Origin of the sequence: Acinetobacter amyesii (assembly GCF_002018365.1) — a bacterium.
GTDB lineage: Bacteria > Pseudomonadota > Gammaproteobacteria > Pseudomonadales > Moraxellaceae > Acinetobacter > Acinetobacter amyesii.
This window is the reverse complement of sequence record NZ_MVKX01000003.1, coordinates 320,161-335,739: the sequence shown is the minus strand read 5'-3', so window position 1 is coordinate 335,739 and position 15,579 is coordinate 320,161. Positions and strand designations below refer to the sequence as shown.

General features: G+C 40.1%; 18 protein-coding genes. 9 read left to right on the top strand and 9 right to left on the bottom strand.

Features of this window, described 5'->3' with window-relative positions; genetic code table 11:
• Nucleotides 1–29: 29 nt before the first annotated feature.
• Both B1202_RS06915 and B1202_RS06910 read left to right on the top strand, forming a co-directional pair.
• Nucleotides 30–572 carry a hypothetical protein gene (locus B1202_RS06915; RefSeq protein WP_078189825.1) on the top strand — a complete coding sequence of 181 codons (543 nt, stop codon included), beginning with the start codon at nt 30–32 and terminating at the stop codon, nt 570–572.
• A 130-nt stretch (nt 573–702) separates the two neighbouring features.
• Entirely contained in the window at nt 703–1,059 is a 357-nt protein-coding gene (locus B1202_RS06910; protein WP_078189824.1) for a DNA transfer protein p32, read from the top strand.
• A 50-nt stretch (nt 1,060–1,109) separates the two neighbouring features.
• Here the strand turns inward: B1202_RS06910 and B1202_RS06905 are convergent, their stop codons facing one another.
• The gene (locus B1202_RS06905) at nt 1,110–1,592 is read right to left on the bottom strand and encodes a DUF4442 domain-containing protein (RefSeq protein WP_078189823.1); all 483 of its coding nucleotides are present in this window, start codon (nt 1,590–1,592) and stop codon (nt 1,110–1,112) included.
• Between the two features lie 128 nt (nt 1,593–1,720).
• Between B1202_RS06905 and B1202_RS06900 the strand changes: the two genes are divergently transcribed.
• The 6 genes from B1202_RS06900 to B1202_RS06875 all read left to right on the top strand — a co-directional run bounded on the left by B1202_RS06900 (nt 1,721) and on the right by B1202_RS06875 (nt 7,989).
• Complete coding sequence (locus B1202_RS06900; RefSeq protein ID WP_078189822.1) at nt 1,721–2,593, top strand: alpha/beta fold hydrolase; 873 nt, start codon at nt 1,721–1,723, stop codon at nt 2,591–2,593.
• Between the two features lie 120 nt (nt 2,594–2,713).
• On the top strand, nt 2,714–4,126 hold the full coding sequence (locus B1202_RS06895) for a Na+/H+ antiporter family protein (protein WP_078189821.1): 1,413 nt from the start codon (nt 2,714–2,716) through the stop codon (nt 4,124–4,126).
• Between the two features lie 304 nt (nt 4,127–4,430).
• Nucleotides 4,431–5,018 (top strand): OmpW/AlkL family protein, encoded by a 588-nt coding sequence (locus B1202_RS06890; protein ID WP_078189820.1) that lies wholly within the window; start codon nt 4,431–4,433, stop codon nt 5,016–5,018.
• Between the two features lie 157 nt (nt 5,019–5,175).
• Nucleotides 5,176–5,523, top strand: a complete 348-nt coding sequence (locus B1202_RS06885; protein WP_078189819.1) for a lysozyme inhibitor LprI family protein — start codon at nt 5,176–5,178, stop codon at nt 5,521–5,523.
• 116 nt (nt 5,524–5,639) lie between these two features.
• Nucleotides 5,640–7,559, top strand: a complete 1,920-nt coding sequence (gene htpG, locus B1202_RS06880; RefSeq protein WP_078189818.1) for a molecular chaperone HtpG — start codon at nt 5,640–5,642, stop codon at nt 7,557–7,559.
• Nucleotides 7,560–7,713: 154 nt separating this feature from the next.
• The gene (locus B1202_RS06875; protein WP_078189817.1) at nt 7,714–7,989 is read left to right on the top strand and encodes a hypothetical protein; all 276 of its coding nucleotides are present in this window, start codon (nt 7,714–7,716) and stop codon (nt 7,987–7,989) included.
• Between the two features lie 65 nt (nt 7,990–8,054).
• Here the strand turns inward: B1202_RS06875 and B1202_RS06870 are convergent, their stop codons facing one another.
• The 5 genes from B1202_RS06870 to B1202_RS06850 form a co-directional block, all read right to left on the bottom strand.
• Nucleotides 8,055–9,215 (bottom strand): hypothetical protein, encoded by a 1,161-nt coding sequence (locus tag B1202_RS06870; protein WP_078189816.1) that lies wholly within the window; start codon nt 9,213–9,215, stop codon nt 8,055–8,057.
• A 98-nt stretch (nt 9,216–9,313) separates the two neighbouring features.
• Nucleotides 9,314–10,765: a hypothetical protein gene (locus B1202_RS16440; RefSeq protein ID WP_078189815.1), complete on the bottom strand. Its 1,452-nt coding sequence runs from the start codon at nt 10,763–10,765 to the stop codon at nt 9,314–9,316.
• An 11-nt stretch (nt 10,766–10,776) separates the two neighbouring features.
• Entirely contained in the window at nt 10,777–10,956 is a 180-nt protein-coding gene (locus B1202_RS06860; protein WP_078189814.1) for a hypothetical protein, read from the bottom strand.
• 350 nt (nt 10,957–11,306) lie between these two features.
• Entirely contained in the window at nt 11,307–11,495 is a 189-nt protein-coding gene (locus B1202_RS06855) for a hypothetical protein (RefSeq protein WP_078189813.1), read from the bottom strand.
• A gap of 234 nt (nt 11,496–11,729) precedes the next feature.
• On the bottom strand, nt 11,730–11,978 hold the full coding sequence (locus B1202_RS06850; RefSeq protein WP_228145138.1) for a glycine zipper domain-containing protein: 249 nt from the start codon (nt 11,976–11,978) through the stop codon (nt 11,730–11,732).
• Between the two features lie 237 nt (nt 11,979–12,215).
• Here B1202_RS06850 and B1202_RS06845 point away from each other — a divergent pair, with 237 nt between their 5' ends.
• Nucleotides 12,216–12,416, top strand: coding sequence for a dodecin family protein (locus tag B1202_RS06845; RefSeq protein WP_067761311.1), 201 nt, complete (start codon nt 12,216–12,218; stop codon nt 12,414–12,416).
• 76 nt (nt 12,417–12,492) lie between these two features.
• Here the strand turns inward: B1202_RS06845 and B1202_RS06840 are convergent, their stop codons facing one another.
• The 3 genes from B1202_RS06840 to B1202_RS06830 all read right to left on the bottom strand — a co-directional run bounded on the left by B1202_RS06840 (nt 12,493) and on the right by B1202_RS06830 (nt 15,392).
• Nucleotides 12,493–13,179, bottom strand: a complete 687-nt coding sequence (locus tag B1202_RS06840) for a DsbA family oxidoreductase (protein ID WP_078189812.1) — start codon at nt 13,177–13,179, stop codon at nt 12,493–12,495.
• A gap of 148 nt (nt 13,180–13,327) precedes the next feature.
• Nucleotides 13,328–13,747 carry a GNAT family acetyltransferase gene (locus B1202_RS06835; protein WP_078189811.1) on the bottom strand — a complete coding sequence of 140 codons (420 nt, stop codon included), beginning with the start codon at nt 13,745–13,747 and terminating at the stop codon, nt 13,328–13,330.
• 127 nt (nt 13,748–13,874) lie between these two features.
• Nucleotides 13,875–15,392 (bottom strand): acetyl-CoA hydrolase/transferase family protein, encoded by a 1,518-nt coding sequence (locus B1202_RS06830; protein ID WP_078189851.1) that lies wholly within the window; start codon nt 15,390–15,392, stop codon nt 13,875–13,877.
• Nucleotides 15,393–15,579: the final 187 nt, after the last annotated feature.

Below are 15,579 nucleotides of genomic sequence, written 5' to 3'. Positions count from 1 at the left end.
TTTAAACTTAAACATAACGGGGTCTTTTGATGAAATTCACACAGCAAGTATTCGCAGTTTCTGCATTATTCAGCTCATTGACAGCGATTGCTGCACCCATGCCCAATTCGATTGTGGTAGAAGATAAAGCTGTGGTTCCAGTACTAAAAACAGAAGTGATTCGCCGTGTTGCAGGTCAAGAACCTGTACGCCAAGTGACTGCAACAGTGTTAGAAATGACCAATAAAGGTCAGGATATCGTGGCACGTGAAATTGAACTTTCAGACCACCAAAGTGATTTTTCTGAAAAGAAACTATCTATTCCAGTACTACAACGTGGTGGTGTCATCGTCCCAACTTCTAAAATTGAAACCAAGACTACGGTGAAACAGGACGGTCAGATTATTCGTCAAAACACCAATATTGATGCAGAAGGTGTAGAGTTTAAGAAAGGGCAAGACCCGATTAAACGCACGCTAAAACTAGATCAAGCAACTGATCCAGAAAGCAAAGCCAAACTCTCTCATGCTGTGCTGACTGAAAATGGTGAAACCACAAAAGATTTGATGATTTTGGATGAAAATCCTGAGTGATTCGTGAGCGATTAGACCTGGTTTTTTACAAAATGCAGCATTTATGCTCCAAGCCGTAACAAGCTATGTTTAATTGTTTCATACAATGGTTTTAGAATCATAGGTATTGAAGAAGACAAGGAACATCACAATGAAAAAAGTAATGAGCGTATGCGCAGTCGCAATGATGTCGACCCTAATGCTTGCTGGTTGTGAAAGCATGTCACCAAAAGAACAACGTATTGGTGCAGCCGCTTTAGGTGGTGCCATTGGTGGTGGTGTGGGTAATAACGTCGGTGGTGGTGTAGGTGCCGCTGTTGGTGGTGGTGCTGGTGCAGCTGTCGGTAGTAAAACTCAAAACGGTTCAAACCGAAATGCCACATATAGTGGTGTAGGTGGTGCGATTGGTTCTGCAGTCGGTAAAAGTATCTTTGGTGGTAACACCGGTGCTGCGATTGGTGGTGCAATCGGTGGTGGCGCAGGTGCTGCAATTGAGCAAAATCGCTAATCCAATCCGATAAAATTGAATGAAAAGGCGCTTAAAGATAAGCGCCTTTTTTATTTGCGTGGACGGGGTTGCTTGCGACGAATGTATAGGGTTTTTTGAACTTCAGCGATACGTAAGCCTGCTTCATCAAAAATATTTAAGCTATAGTTCCGTAGTACAGGTGCATGGTTATCTGCTAAGTTTTTAATATGGTTGATTTCATTTGGGTCGAGCTGGATGTCAGCATATACCGTTCCACGGCCAGGGGATAAAAATTGGATATTTGCGGCTTTGTCCCACACGATATAACGTGAGCCCAGGTGATGCATCAAAATCAACATATAAAATGGGTCAACCATTGAATAAAGACTACCGCCAAAATGTACACCGACGATATTTTGATTTTTACGAGTTAATGGCATTTTGACGCGAATGTGATAATTGGCGAGATCAATTTTATCAATCGAAATGCCAGCACCTTTATAAGGGGCATAATGATTGAGTAAGAATTTAGAGACAATAGGCATTGTCATTATTTTCTGGATTATGCTCATACTGGGTCAATTTTTTTTTATGCTGAACTTAGCATACTAAATGAGTTTCAAAACTGTGGCATTGATCACATTGCCCATGTTCACAAATAAAACGTCAATTCGATGGAATCGATAAAAGGACAAGAAGAATGCAACCACTAAATACGCAATGGGTGAATACCACAGATCAACAACGGCTCTATGTGAAGACATGGGGTGATGAAACCAAGCCGGCATTGGTTTTGGTTCATGGTTATCCTGATAATCAGGAAGTATGGGAACCGGTTATTGAACATCTTATTAATGAATTTTATATCGTCACCTATGATGTGCGAGGTGCAGGGCAGTCCTCTGTGCCCCGGAAAGTACGAGATTACCGTTTAGAACAACTTTCACTTGATTTGGATAGTGTGACGCAAGCGGTATTAGGCGAGCGTAGTTTTCACCTAGCTGCGCATGACTGGGGTTCAATTCAATCTTGGGAGTCGGTCACAGAAGCAAAGTTTAGATCGCGTATTTTGTCTTATTCAACCATATCTGGGCCATGCTTAGACCATGCTGCATTTTGGATGCGTGAGCAATTCGAACAACAAAAATCTAAGTTCTTTAAACAAATGACCAAGTCATGGTATATCGCCGTCTTCCAATTGCCTTTGTTGGCACCCACTGTTTGGAACTTTTTTAATCCAGAACGTTGGGGCAAAGTTTTAACCCGTTTAGAACGTACGCCAAACTTACCATCCAATCCAAATATTCAGCATGACGGTAAATATGGCATCGGCTTATATCGTGCGAATTTTATTCCACGTTTAACTCGCCCACGTCAGCGACTTGCAATTTGTCCGGTACAGGCCATTGTTTTGAAATACGACAATTTTGTCAGCCCTGAATTAATTGATGAATTACCAAAATGGGTTGAGGATTTATCAGTGGTGACATTAGATGCAAACCATTGGGCAATCTTGAGTCAGCCGCAGCAGATCGCGACACTTTTAAGCAAGTATATTCAGCAATTGAAATAGGCCATGACTGACGTAAACAGTTAGATGCTGATTTGTGAAAATGATGAATACCGCGCAATTTACAGTTTCAGTTTTTTTAATCTGCTAAAATGCGTTTTTTATTTTCTTACTATCTAATTCATGAATGCAGTCGTCATTGCGATTCTAGTGATGTTTATTTTGTCACTGGCACGCGTTTCCGTTGTCTTTACATTAGTAATTTCAGCAATCGTTGGTGGTTTGGTGGCAGGGTTAAGCCTTCCAGATACTGTTTCCGCTTTTAATGATGGTTTGGGTAAAGGTGCTGAAGTTGCATTGACCTATGCGATTCTGGGGGCTTTTGCTTTAGCACTTTCTAAGTCTGGTCTTCCAGACTTATTGGCGCATAAATTAATTGGCATCTTGGGTAAAGAAGTCAGTCATGCTCAAGCCAGCAAAGTTAAATATCTGTTATTTAGTATTTTATTGATTGCTGCAATCTGTTCGCAAAACGTAATTCCTGTTCATATTGCCTTTATTCCAGTATTGATTCCGCCACTGCTTAAAGTGATGAATCATTTAAATCTTGACCGACGTGCAGCAGCCTGTGTGCTGACCCTAGGCTTGGTGGGTACTTATATCTTTATCCCTTCAGGTTTTGGTGCGATTTTCCTTGAACAAATTTTGATGGGAAATATCAACAAAATTGGCGCTGAATATGGCCTACAAGTTGAACGTTGGATGATGCCTGCAGGCATGGCGATTTCTGTACTGGGTATGGTGATTGGTGCCTTGATTGCGGTATTTATTAGTTATCGTAAGCCACGTTATTATCAAGATCGAAGCGTTAAAGCTGTTACTACGATTGATTTAGATAAACCGATTCGTGCTAATCAGCAGAATTTAGAAGAAGATGCAGAAGATCTGAAAGTTGAAGCTTCAAAAGCACCAAGTATCTCTAAAATGACCATGATCATGGCGATTTTAGCGGTGGTTTTAACCTTCTTGGTACAACGCTTCTCAGGTTCAATGATGCTCGGTGGGTTGGTCGGTTTTGCGATTTTATCTGCTGCAGGAATTTTCAAATGGCGTGAAGCGGATGACATCTTTGTTCAAGGGATGCGCATCATGGCGTTGGTCGGCTTTATCATGATTTCTGCCGAAGGTTTTGCATCTGTGCTGACAGCGACAGGCGATATCAATAACTTAGTGAACAGTATTGTCGAGATTATTGGCGGTAATAAAGCTCTTGCTGCATTCCTGATGTTGTTTACAGGTCTATTCGTGACGATTGGTATTGGCTCATCATTTTCGAGTGTACCTGTACTTGCAGTGATTTATATTCCCTTGTGCGTACAGTTTGGTTTCTCACCATTGGCGACTGTCGCGATGATTGGTACAGCAGCTGCTTTGGGTGATGCTGGTTCTCCTGCATCTGACTCGACCTTAGGACCTACAGCTGGTTTGGGGATTGATGGTCAACACGACCATATTTGGGATACCGTTGTACCAACATTCATCCACTTCAATATTCCGCTGCTAATCTTTGGTTGGATTGCGGTTATGGTACTTTGATTTTTCAAAGATGAATAAAAAAGGCGATTATATAATCGCCTTTTTTGTTATTTAATTCTGATTGATTTGGTTGGATTAAAATAATTAATTTTATTAATTCTGATTAAAAAGGTTGGTATATTATGAATAATAAATTAATTATAATGGTGAAAATATAAAACCAACCGTTGCACTAAGATTAAAATAAATATATATAATTAATAATAACTTATATAATAATGTAAAAATTTATAAAATAATAATGTTGCATAATTTTAATACTAATGTTTAATATTAATTATTCATTCTAGAAGGTTGCTTTAAAATGTTAAAACAAGCTGCTCTTATTGCATTATTGGGTATGTCTGCTTCAGCGATGGCTGGTCAATGGCAGGTTAAAGTTGGTGCTTCTGTACTTGCTCCAACTAGTGATACAGACACTGCCTTGGGCACTGTAAAAGCAGATAATGAATATGCATTCACACCGTCTGTAGAATATTTCTTTAATGATAATATTTCAGCGGAATTATTATTGGCTACTCCAATCGGTCATGACGTGCTTTTGGATGGTGATAAAGCTGCGAAAATTAAGCATCTTCCACCAACAATTACTGCAAAATATAACTTTAAAAACTCAACACGCTTCACACCGTATATTGGTGTAGGTGGTACAGCATTTGTTGCGTGGGATGAATCTGGCGCGGCTAAAAATGTAAAAGAAGATTTTGGTTTTGCAGGTCAAGTCGGCTTTAATTACCAGCCAGCTGATGCGAAAAACTGGGGTGTATATTTCGATGCTCGCTATGCTCAATTAAGCCCTGAAGTGACTTTAATTGATGAATTAGGTGGCGGTAAATTCGATTTAGATATCGATCCAATGGTGTATACAATTGGTTATAGCTACAAATTCTAAGCTGTAGCTGATCTTAAAACCCTGCCTAATGGCAGGGTTTTTTTATACAGCATATTCCATTCATCAGTTGATCGAATTGAACAAATAGGCAATAGAAAATTTAGGTGGAACTGTTAGAGTCGAAATAAATCAGCAAGTTGGATGAAGAGAAAAGACGATGAAAAAAATTATTCAGGGTATGCTGGTCTTGGGCAGTGCTTATTTTATTTCGACAAGTTATGCCGCAAGTTTTGATTGTAAAAAGGCGAAAACCATTACCGAACATGCGGTTTGTGATAACCGTAGTATTAATGATGCCGATGTCAAAATGGCAACAACCTATACGATTATTCGTCATTTGGTTCCCATGGGGACGCGTGGCGCAATTCAAGATCAACAAATAAAATGGCTACAACTACGTGATCAGTGCCGTGACAATGTCAGTTGTTTGAGTGATGTATATAAAATGCGACAGCAAAAACTAGATCTTTACATGGACCGTGTGTATAAGCAGGGGCCATTTTAAACATTAAAAATGAGCGCGATGCTGTGAAATTTTTTCACTCAGCCTATTGAAAAATAGTGAAGTCCCTCCATTCATATAGCATTCAATCGTAATACATAATATGAACGGAGAGACGGATGAGCGAACAAAATTCTCAAAAACATAGCTTCCAAGCAGAAGTAGCTCAGTTACTACATTTGGTAACGCATTCTTTATATTCCAATCCAGAAATTTTCTTACGTGAGTTGGTGTCCAATGCTTCGGATGCATGTGACAAACTCCGTTTTGAAGGGATTAATCATCCTGAATATTATGAAAACGATCCTGAGCTACATGTCCGTATCAGCCTAGACAAAACCAATAACACCCTGACCATTTCCGATAATGGTATTGGTATGAACCAACAAGAAGCCATTGATCACCTAGGTACCATTGCCAAGTCAGGAACCAAAGACTTTATGTCAAAACTGACTGGAGATCAAAAATCAGATGCACAGTTGATTGGCCAGTTTGGTGTAGGCTTTTATTCAGGCTTTATTGTTGCTGAAAAAATTACCGTTGAATCACGTCGTGCAGGCACTGACGCATCTGAAGGTGTGCGTTGGGTGAGTGAAGGTACAGGCGAGTTTGATGTAGAGCAAATTGACAAGGCTTCACGTGGAACAGATATTATTTTGCACTTACGTGAAGATGCGTTGGACTATTTAGAATCTGCAAAAGTGAAGCAGATTATTAATAAATATTCAGACCACATCAGCTTGCCTATCGAGATGCAAAAAGAAATTTGGCAGCAAGAGGAAGCAGCTGAAGGTGAAGAAGCTAAACCGGGTCAATATGTAAAAACCGATGAATGGGAAGCGATTAATTCTGCCAGCGCTTTATGGACACGGAACAAAAATGAAATCAGTGATGAACAATATACTGAGTTTTATAAAAACCTGAGCCATGATTTTGAGGCGCCGCTTGCATGGGCACATAACCGTGTCGAGGGGAGTACGGAATATACGCAGTTACTTTATATTCCATCTCGTGCGCCAAGTAATATTTTTACACGTGAAGCCAAAGCGGGGATTAAACTTTACGTGAAACGTGTATTCATCATGGATGATGCTGATAATTTGATTCCAAATTATTTACGTTTTGTTCAAGGTGTGGTGGATAGCGCAGACTTGCCGCTGAATGTGAGCCGTGAATTATTGCAAGAAAGCCGCGACGTGAAAACGATTCGTGAAGGTAACGCCCGTCGTATTTTGACCGTACTTGATGCTTTGGCAAAATCGGAAGATGCTGCAGATCAAGAGAAATTTAAAACCTTCTATGCAGAATTCGGTTCAGTCTTGAAAGAAGGACTGGGCGAAGATATGGCAAACCGAGAGCGTATTTTAAAATTATTACGTTTTGCCTCTGCCAGCAATGATGACGTCGTGACGTCATTGGCGGACTATAAAGCCAATATGAAAGAAGGCCAAAAAGCCATTTATTATGTTACGGCAGATAGTTTGAATGCAGCGAAAAACTCTCCACAACTTGAATTGTTCAAGAAAAAAGGCATCGACGTGTTGCTCATGACCGAACGTGTAGACGAGTGGGCGATGGAATTTGTATTTGAATTCGATGGCACACCATTACAAAACGTCGCTAAAGGTGCGGTTGATTTAGGTGACCTGCAAGATGCTGAAGAGAAAAAAGCACTTGAAGCCGCAGCGGAACAATTTAAACCAGTGGTTGAAAAATTGTCAGCATCGCTCAAAGACAAAACCTCAGAGGTTCGTGTAACCACACGCTTAGTTGATTCTCCTGCATGTTTGGTGGTAGCTGAAGGTGAGTTATCACCTCAGTTGGTTCGCATGCTAAAACAAGCTGGACAAGCGGTTCCAGATTCAAAACCGGTATTGGAAATCAATCCATCCCATCCTTTGGTGCAAAAATTAGAAAGTTCGGCGCAGTTTGATGATTTGGCGAATGTTATTTTTGATCAGGCGTTGATTGCTGAAGGTGGTTTACCCGAAGATCCTGCCCAATACATCAAACGGATTAACAGCTTATTGCTGAAGTAACCGTGATATGAAATGAACCTCCTTCGGGAGGTTTTTTTTATTTGGTTTTTCGATAGAGGGCATAAATAAAAACGTCCATGTTTTAATCTTTAAAATAAATTAAAAATAAATAATTAATCTATAATAGCGATCATTAAATATTGGGAATTGTAAAATGAAAACTTTAGTGATCGCTGTAATGGGTTCGCTGCTCTCTATGGGCCTCATACAATCTGCTCAGGCAGATAGCGCTACGCAAAAAATGGTGCGTAATGACCGTGTGCAGGTTTCAAAACAGATCGCACAATATGATATCAACCCTTTTGTTGATAGCCGCCGTGTGATACGCAATGATCGTGTTCAATACAACTTTCCTAAAGTGAAAAAAGCCGCTGAAAAGCAGCCACGTATTGCACGTAATGATCGTGTGAGTGTGATTAAGAAAAATTGAACCTGAGTTATTTAAAAAGCCCATCCCGTTGAGATGGGCTTTTTTTCGCTGTGTTATAGAGAGTTTTAGAATAAGGCTTCAAGGCGCACTAAAGCGCCTAAAAAGTGGCTTTTATCGTCACGGTGGTTGTTGAGGTAATTGAGATCACCTTGGATGTAAAACCATTCACGTAGGAAGGGCTGTCGCCATGACACATAGGGTCCCCAACTGTTTAAACGCAGTTGGTCGTTATTGTAAAAACCACCTGTATACAGGCCGTAGTTGAATCGGTTGCCTTTAAAAAATTGATGTTGGCGGTAACTGAAGTTATCCCATTTCAGATCATCATCCTGTGCATCGGCATAGGTCAGGTTGAATTGGTTTGAGATAAAGGGTTGGCCTGGACGGGCATGGGTTAATTCTAAATTGGTTCTTAGATAATTTTCACTGTCGATGCCATAACGATAAATTTGTTCTGCTAAAAAGCTAAAGTCATTGTCGAGTTGCCATTTTTTTGTCGCTTTGAGGCGGAGATACAGGTCATCTCCAGAACGTAAGCCGAGATCGACATCGGTTTCAAATGGAAGCCGATCTGAAATTTCAGACCAACGTAACGCGAGCGAACTGTTATCATCCCGCGCTTGCTTATTGTCATAATGTTTATCATTTCGTCCATCAGGATTTTCATTGGTAATCGCGGCGTTATTTTCAAGCTCATTATCTAAAGAGTCATCACCAAACACGACGCTTAACTTTTTCTCCAAGGTCGGGAGTTTAATTTTTCCTCGTATACGTGGCTTAATTTCGTAACCGTCATGTTTGTCCCAACTGTTATCTAAAATGACCCGTAGGGTTGCATTGGCAGGCTTTTCGGGCTCACTTTTCCCAAACCAATGGTCCATTTTGACTGCGGTACGATCTGCCCATTGACGAACTTTTTTTTGTTGCTTATCGGTCCAGCTATTATTTTCCGTTTGTTCTGTTGTCGGAACAATGGGGTGATCTGATTGTTCAGGTAAGAAGGTCGGTGTTGCATCGATCCAACGTGGAATTTGATCTAAAAAATCATAGGTCTTTGGCGTGATATACGGTGAATTTTGGTCAGTTACAGGCACATCCTGCGAATGTTCACCCTCAGTTTCATTGACGACAGCATCAGTGTCATTGGCCCAAGCAACTTGATACATCAAGCTCATTGATGCGGAAAAAAGCAAAGTCCGAATAAAGTACTGTTGTTTTTTATGCATATGTTTTGGCTCTATTTAATTATCATCTGAGAATCCTGCATCTGTAGTTTTGTTATTTTTGTCTGATAAATGCAAGCCAAACTACAAAATAAATGCAATTAATCTTCGGTCATTTGCTTAAGTGCTTGATAAAGCGAAATCACATCAATGGGTTGAGGTAATTGTTGGATCACATTTTGGATGCTTTGCCAATTTAAACCTTGCTGTCGATGGAGGATCAAATAGGGAAGAAGGGCTTGTTCGGTACGCAAGAGTGCCATGCGCTTTTGACCGTGGATTAACCGTATTTTTTGACGTTCTTGTAATAATAACAACGGGGTATGTAGCGTCGGTTCAGGTTCATCAAAATGAATGAATTTTTGCGTATGAATTAATTGTGCCGGGATAAATGGGTAATAGTCGTTTTGCGACCAAATCATTTCAGCCTGCTGAGACTGTTGATAGAGCTGATCAGGTGCAGCACAGAGTTGCTCTAGATTGTCCCAGGTCATGACTTTAATCGCGGCAAGTTCATGTTGATGTTGTTGGCAAAACAGCTGAGAGAGTCGAATGGCTTCCATCTGCGTTTGCGCACCAAACAACAAGAGATATTTGATGAAGCGACCTTCGGTATTGATTTGCTCTGCTAAATACAGCGGTTGGTTTTTCCAATCTGTACCATCTGTCGTATGTAATAGAACATCAAGCTGCGTTGTGAGTTCAGGCTGATCCATAAACTGCAATTCATACAAAGCCAATTGCGCATCGATGTTTTGCAACGTTTGAACACGAGCGGTGTATTGAGCGATTTGAATCTGTTCAGGAAGTTCAACGACTGCCGCTGTCGAGTTGAGATGTTCCTCTGATGGCGCATGTGTTGGCTGCTCAATTAGAACAAGAGGAGCGGTATCAGGTGCAGAAGGCTTCGGCTTATCCGTATTTGAGTTATCAAGCAACGGATCCGCTTCATCAATTTGCTTATCGCTATGATCTAGATCGACAGATACGTCATTACTTATCGTTTCAATTGGCAGTAGGGCATCCACACTTGCTGCAACAGTGCTTGGCGCAGTGCTGACTTCTTCTTTTAGGCGTACCGCATGTAGACGTAGATCGGTATCACTAATTAAACATTTATATAGCTGTTGTTGCTCAATTAACCAATCATAGCATTCGCTAAAATTGCCCCATTCACTGAGTAAAGCCGTGCGCTGTTTGGCTGGAATCATCCAAACTTGCCAACCTAACTCATGGTCATGCAGCAAGGCCCAACCCATCTCTGGATATTGATATAAAGCACTTTCGAGTGCAGCGTCACGGGTAAAATAGCCACGAAATAACCATGAATATGGCGTTTGTTTGGCAAATTCTGTGGCAGCCATCTGTGGTTCAGTTAATGCGCGATAACTTAATATTTGCTTCTGAAATATCGGTTCGTCGCATAAGGCAAAAATTTCATGAATCCGACGTTTAGAAAGCGCAGTTTCATAAAAACTCAAAGCACGGTGTTCAAGTTGATGGGTCAGTACATGGATTTCTTGTATTAATTGTACTTTCTCTTGTAGATTCATTTGTCCGCTTCCTAAAGGACTTTTTGTGCTTTTTCTAAATATTTAGCCAATACAATATTGGTTGCAAGTTCTACTAATTTATATTCAGCCGAGTTTGGGTTTCGATATGTATTGGCCAATTCAATCAGGCGTTCAATATCGATGACCTGCGGTGAAATTTTTCCTTGTATCAGTGCCTGAAGTTCTTGCATAGGACAATGTAAATTTAAAAATAAAGAAGTCGATTAGTTCATTTGATTATAGAGATTTCATTAAAAAAAACATGGAAATAAATGTCAGCTTCTACAAATTAAGTGTTGAATATGACAATTAATGCGCATTTTGTTTAAAAATAATACCAAATCATTAGCTTAAAGATATGCTTTGCAAATGATACCGCGGCAACGTTGCATCATTTTTTTTGAAGTCATCATCAGCGATTAAGCGCTGCTAGATGTTGATTTTTAATGTTGAGTAAAGAATAAAGCCCAAAGAAAAGATACAGAAAATAAAAAACCGATGGTGGGAGCCATCGGTTTTTTATGGAAAAATCAGCTAAAAATTAAGCTTTTTTTTCTGTGTTTGTTACAACTTCAGTTGTATCTGCAGCAGGTGCTTTGTTATCTGCATTGGCAGTTTCAGCAGTCACAGCTTTTTTTACTGGAAAATCTGGTACATAAACGATTTGTGCAGAAACAGTTGCAGAAAGCGCCATCACAGCAACAGCCATAGCATATTTGATTGCGTTCATTTGTGTATTCCTATCAATCATTAGTGACTCAAAAATTGAGTCAGGGAGAAAATTAATCACTTGAATTTATGTGAAAATAATATCAAAAAATAATCAATTAAAAATGATCGATTCGGCAACGCAAGATAAACGGTATGAATTAATATTTATATAAAACAGTATATTAGAGTTATTGCTCTAGAGCTTTTAGGGGCTGAGTGACAGCGTTGTATCACTCAGGTATAGATGAAAAATCTATGAATGTTTGGCACATTTCTTTTCATAGACTTTGCCTGCGATACCACCAATAATGGCACCGCTGATCGTACCAAAAACGGGCAAAATACTGCCTGCAACAGCACCGATCGCAGCACCTTTGACGGTCGGAGAAAAGCGAGAGAGAAAGCTATTCTTCCCTGTTTGCGACTCGTTGGCGGTTGCTTGAGGGGTTGTATTGGTAGATAGATCGGTTTCAGCAGAAGTTGCTTGAGGTTCAATAGTCATGACATTACTCCCGAGCATGATCATTAGAAGAATGAAGCTTTTAGCCTAATTGGAAGCGACCGCTGCTTAAACAGAAAGCATGTAATAAATGATGGTCAGTTTGTAATCCCTCGAAGTGGAATTCACTCCTGTGTAAGACATGTAATATTTTGCTGTTTTGATGTTTAAAAAATAACCAAAATAAGCGACTTAATCATATGATGAAGTTTCAAAATCATAACAATGAGGATAAATACAATGTCTGTTGCTAAAGTCGTTGAAGTAAATGCAAGTAGCACAAAAAGTTTTGAAGATGCAATTCAAACGGGAATTAATAAAGTCACTGAAACCGTGAAAAACGTTCAGGGTGCATGGATTAATGAACAAAAAGTCGTGGTGAAAGACAATAAAATTGCGGAATATCGAGTGAACTTAAAAATCAGCTTCTTGGTTGAATAAGTTTAATTTTATTGAAGTTAAAAACTGATCATAAAAAATCCCCGAAGTTCGGGGATTTTTGTTTGAACACGCTGAATTATTTTTCAGGCGTTTCACAGCTTTCATCATTACATACAGGTGTAGGAGCAAGCTCAGGAAGTTCCGCAGCTTTGTCCATGACTTGTTTAAACACGTCTTTCGGTTGAGCGCCAGCTAATGCAATACGTTGCTCAAAGACAAAGAACGGTACACCGGTCACTTTGAGTTGGTCACGTGCCACTTCTTCATCGTATTTGACGAAGTCGGCAAATTCATCTGAGTCTAATAAGTCATCGACTTCAACAGGGTTTAGACCAATACGAGATGCAACGTCTTCTATGGTTTCACGTTCACCAATGGCCAAGCCTTGTGTCATATAGCTATAGAAGAACGCTTCTTTGGCTTCACTGCCTAAACCTTTGCTTTGTGCAAGATGAATCAAGCGGTGCGCGTTGAAAGTATTGCCTGAATTGGCTTTTTGCCAGTTAAATTCAATACCTTCTGCTTTCGCCATTTCGGCGATATTGCGCTGCATTTCTTCAACTTCTTCAATACTGCGGCCATATTTTTGAGCCAGACGCTCAGTATTGGAAATTTCTAGGCGAGCGGGCGCATCTGCATCAAGTTGATAGCTATGCCAAAACACTTCAAGTTCTACACCCGATTCTTCGGCAGCAGCTTCAAGGCGTTTTTTCGCAATATAACAAAATGGGCAAACCACGTCTGACCAGATATCTACACGCATGGGAAATCTCTTTTCTATGTTCTGGGAAAATGATGGGGGCAAATCCTAAAATTTAAAGCCAAGCAATGCAATCCATTTTTGTTTTGATAGCGCAATATCGAATTTTTTTGATGTTGCTTCAAGGCTTGACCGACGATTTGTCGGACGATTAATCCGTGATTAAACGTTTACCCAAACAAATCACTTCAACCTCTTCATAGCCCAATTGTTCATAAAAATTTTGTACGTCAATGTTGTCTTGGCGAATCAGTAATTGAAGTTTTGGGCAGCCTAAAGCGATCAATCGTTTTTCTAATTGCTGAATAAGGGCAGTAGCGACGCCATTACGCTGAAAATGTGGATGTACGGCGAGATAATTGACCCAGCCTCGGTGTCCATCATAGCCACCCATCACAGTTGCGATCAATTGATCATCTTTGACAGCCAATAAAAATAATTGGTCGCGTTGCGCTAGTTTTCGAAATATATCAATTTCAGGGTTATTCCATGGACGGGTCAGATCACACAGTTCCCAAAGTGCAATCACATCATCTAAATCAGATTCGAGATAGGGGCGGATAATAAACATAATTTTTGTTTTAGCATGTATTTTGACCAATTTAGATTAGTCGAGTTTTGCAGACTTGATAAGTCATATTGAAAAATAAAAGCCATAAAAAAACGCTCCGAAGAGCGTTTTTTTAGTTCACTGTCAATTAAGCAGTTTTCACTTCAGGTTGAGCAGCTAACATGTGGCCGTTCTCTTCGAAGTTGATGTGCCAAGACAATGCTTCACGTAGAAGGTGAGGTGTTTGACCACCTTTTGCACATGCACGGTCGAAGTAATCGTTCAATGCTGCACGGTAGCTTGGGTGAGCACAGTTGTCGATTACAGCACGAGCACGTTCACGTGGGGCAAGACCACGTAAGTCAGCAAGACCTTGTTCAGTAACCAAGATGTCAACGTCGTGTTCAGCATGGTCAACGTGAGAAGCAAATGGAACAACAGAAGAAATGTCGCCGCCTTTTGCAATTGATTTGGTCACGAAGATCGCCAAGTGTGCATTACGTGCGAAATCACCTGAACCACCAATACCGTTCATCATTTTTGTACCGCAAACGTGAGTTGAGTTCACGTTACCGTAGATATCAAACTCAAGTGCTGTGTTGATACCGATAATACCTAAACGACGTACAAGTTCTGGGTGGTTCGAAATTTCTTGTGGACGTAATACAAGTTTGTCTTTGTATTGTTCAAGGTTATTAAATACTTTTTCGCCATATTTAGCAGAAAGCGTAATTGAAGAACCTGAAGCAAATTTCATTTTGCCAGCGTCGATCAATTCAAATGTACAGTCTTGAAGTACTTCAGAGTACATGATCAAGTCTTCAAAGTTAGAATCTTTAAGACCAGTCAATACTGCGTTTGCAATTGAACCGATACCTGCTTGTAATGGACCTAGGTTTTTCGGTAAACGACCTTCTTCTACTTCTTTTTCAAAGAATGCGATCAGGTGGTTTGCGATACCTTGAGTTTCATCATCAGGTGCAGTCACTGTAGATGGAGAGTCATGCAATTCGTTGTTAAATACGATACCTACGATTTTTGAAGGATCGATGTTGATTGCATGTGTACCAATACGTTCGTCAACATGAGTCAATGGAATTGCTTGACGTGTTGGACGATATGTTGGGATATAAATATCGTGTAAGCCTTCGAATGCAGGGCTTAAGTTGGTGTTGATTTCAACAATCACTTTTTCAGCAAAAATCGCGAAGCTTGCAGAGTTACCTACAGAGGTTGTAGGGATGATGCCACCATCTTCAGTGATCGCAACAGCTTCAATAATTGCCACATCAGGCTTTTTAAGCTGAAGGTTACGCATTTGTTCAACTGTTTCAGACAAATGCTGATCGATGAACATCACTTCGCCTTTGTTGATGGCTTTACGTAATGTATTGTCTACTTGGAACGGTAAACGACGAGCAAGAACGCCTGCTTCAGTCAATTTTTTGTCCAAATCGTTACCCAAGCTCGCGCCAGTAATTAGGGTAATTTTAAGAGGATTAGCATGAGCCTGTTGAACCAACGCTAAAGGTACAGCTTTCGCTTCACCTGCGCGTGTGAAACCACTCATACCTACCGTCATACCATCCTGAATGAATTCAGCAGCTTTTTCTGCGCTGATAACTTTGTCGTGTAGGGCAGCTAAACGGATGCGATCTAAAGACATCATATACTCTCGTGAAATTCTCAAAACTGATACGGATTGTACCGATCAAAAAAGCCATTTTGCATACCTGTTAGGCTAAGGTCTAATTTTTTGAAAAAATGTGGGTATAAGATTTTATTATGATTTTTAAACCACTGAATAATAAAGTTAAAAATATCAATGGTTAAAGCTTAAACAAAACTGTTCG

Excerpts from the sequence above, each read along its gene's own strand:
- B1202_RS06835 (WP_078189811.1), bottom strand. The coding sequence starts at position 13,747 with ATGTTTATTATCCGCCCCTATCTCGAATCTGATTTAGATGATGTGATT.
- B1202_RS06860 (WP_078189814.1), bottom strand. The coding sequence starts at position 10,956 with ATGCAAGAACTTCAGGCACTGATACAAGGAAAAATTTCACCGCAGGTC.
- B1202_RS06845 (WP_067761311.1), top strand. The coding sequence starts at position 12,216 with ATGTCTGTTGCTAAAGTCGTTGAAGTAAATGCAAGTAGCACAAAAAGT.
- B1202_RS06850 (WP_228145138.1), bottom strand. The coding sequence starts at position 11,978 with ATGACTATTGAACCTCAAGCAACTTCTGCTGAAACCGATCTATCTACC.
- B1202_RS06855 (WP_078189813.1), bottom strand. The coding sequence starts at position 11,495 with ATGAACGCAATCAAATATGCTATGGCTGTTGCTGTGATGGCGCTTTCT.
- B1202_RS16440 (WP_078189815.1), bottom strand. The coding sequence starts at position 10,765 with ATGAATCTACAAGAGAAAGTACAATTAATACAAGAAATCCATGTACTG.
- B1202_RS06895 (WP_078189821.1), top strand. The coding sequence starts at position 2,714 with ATGAATGCAGTCGTCATTGCGATTCTAGTGATGTTTATTTTGTCACTG.
- B1202_RS06885 (WP_078189819.1), top strand. The coding sequence starts at position 5,176 with ATGAAAAAAATTATTCAGGGTATGCTGGTCTTGGGCAGTGCTTATTTT.
- B1202_RS06830 (WP_078189851.1), bottom strand. The coding sequence starts at position 15,392 with ATGTCTTTAGATCGCATCCGTTTAGCTGCCCTACACGACAAAGTTATC.
- B1202_RS06890 (WP_078189820.1), top strand. The coding sequence starts at position 4,431 with ATGTTAAAACAAGCTGCTCTTATTGCATTATTGGGTATGTCTGCTTCA.
- B1202_RS06840 (WP_078189812.1), bottom strand. The coding sequence starts at position 13,179 with ATGCGTGTAGATATCTGGTCAGACGTGGTTTGCCCATTTTGTTATATT.
- B1202_RS06915 (WP_078189825.1), top strand. The coding sequence starts at position 30 with ATGAAATTCACACAGCAAGTATTCGCAGTTTCTGCATTATTCAGCTCA.
- htpG (WP_078189818.1), top strand. The coding sequence starts at position 5,640 with ATGAGCGAACAAAATTCTCAAAAACATAGCTTCCAAGCAGAAGTAGCT.
- B1202_RS06900 (WP_078189822.1), top strand. The coding sequence starts at position 1,721 with ATGCAACCACTAAATACGCAATGGGTGAATACCACAGATCAACAACGG.
- B1202_RS06910 (WP_078189824.1), top strand. The coding sequence starts at position 703 with ATGAAAAAAGTAATGAGCGTATGCGCAGTCGCAATGATGTCGACCCTA.
- B1202_RS06905 (WP_078189823.1), bottom strand. The coding sequence starts at position 1,592 with ATGAGCATAATCCAGAAAATAATGACAATGCCTATTGTCTCTAAATTC.
- B1202_RS06870 (WP_078189816.1), bottom strand. The coding sequence starts at position 9,215 with ATGCATAAAAAACAACAGTACTTTATTCGGACTTTGCTTTTTTCCGCA.
- B1202_RS06875 (WP_078189817.1), top strand. The coding sequence starts at position 7,714 with ATGAAAACTTTAGTGATCGCTGTAATGGGTTCGCTGCTCTCTATGGGC.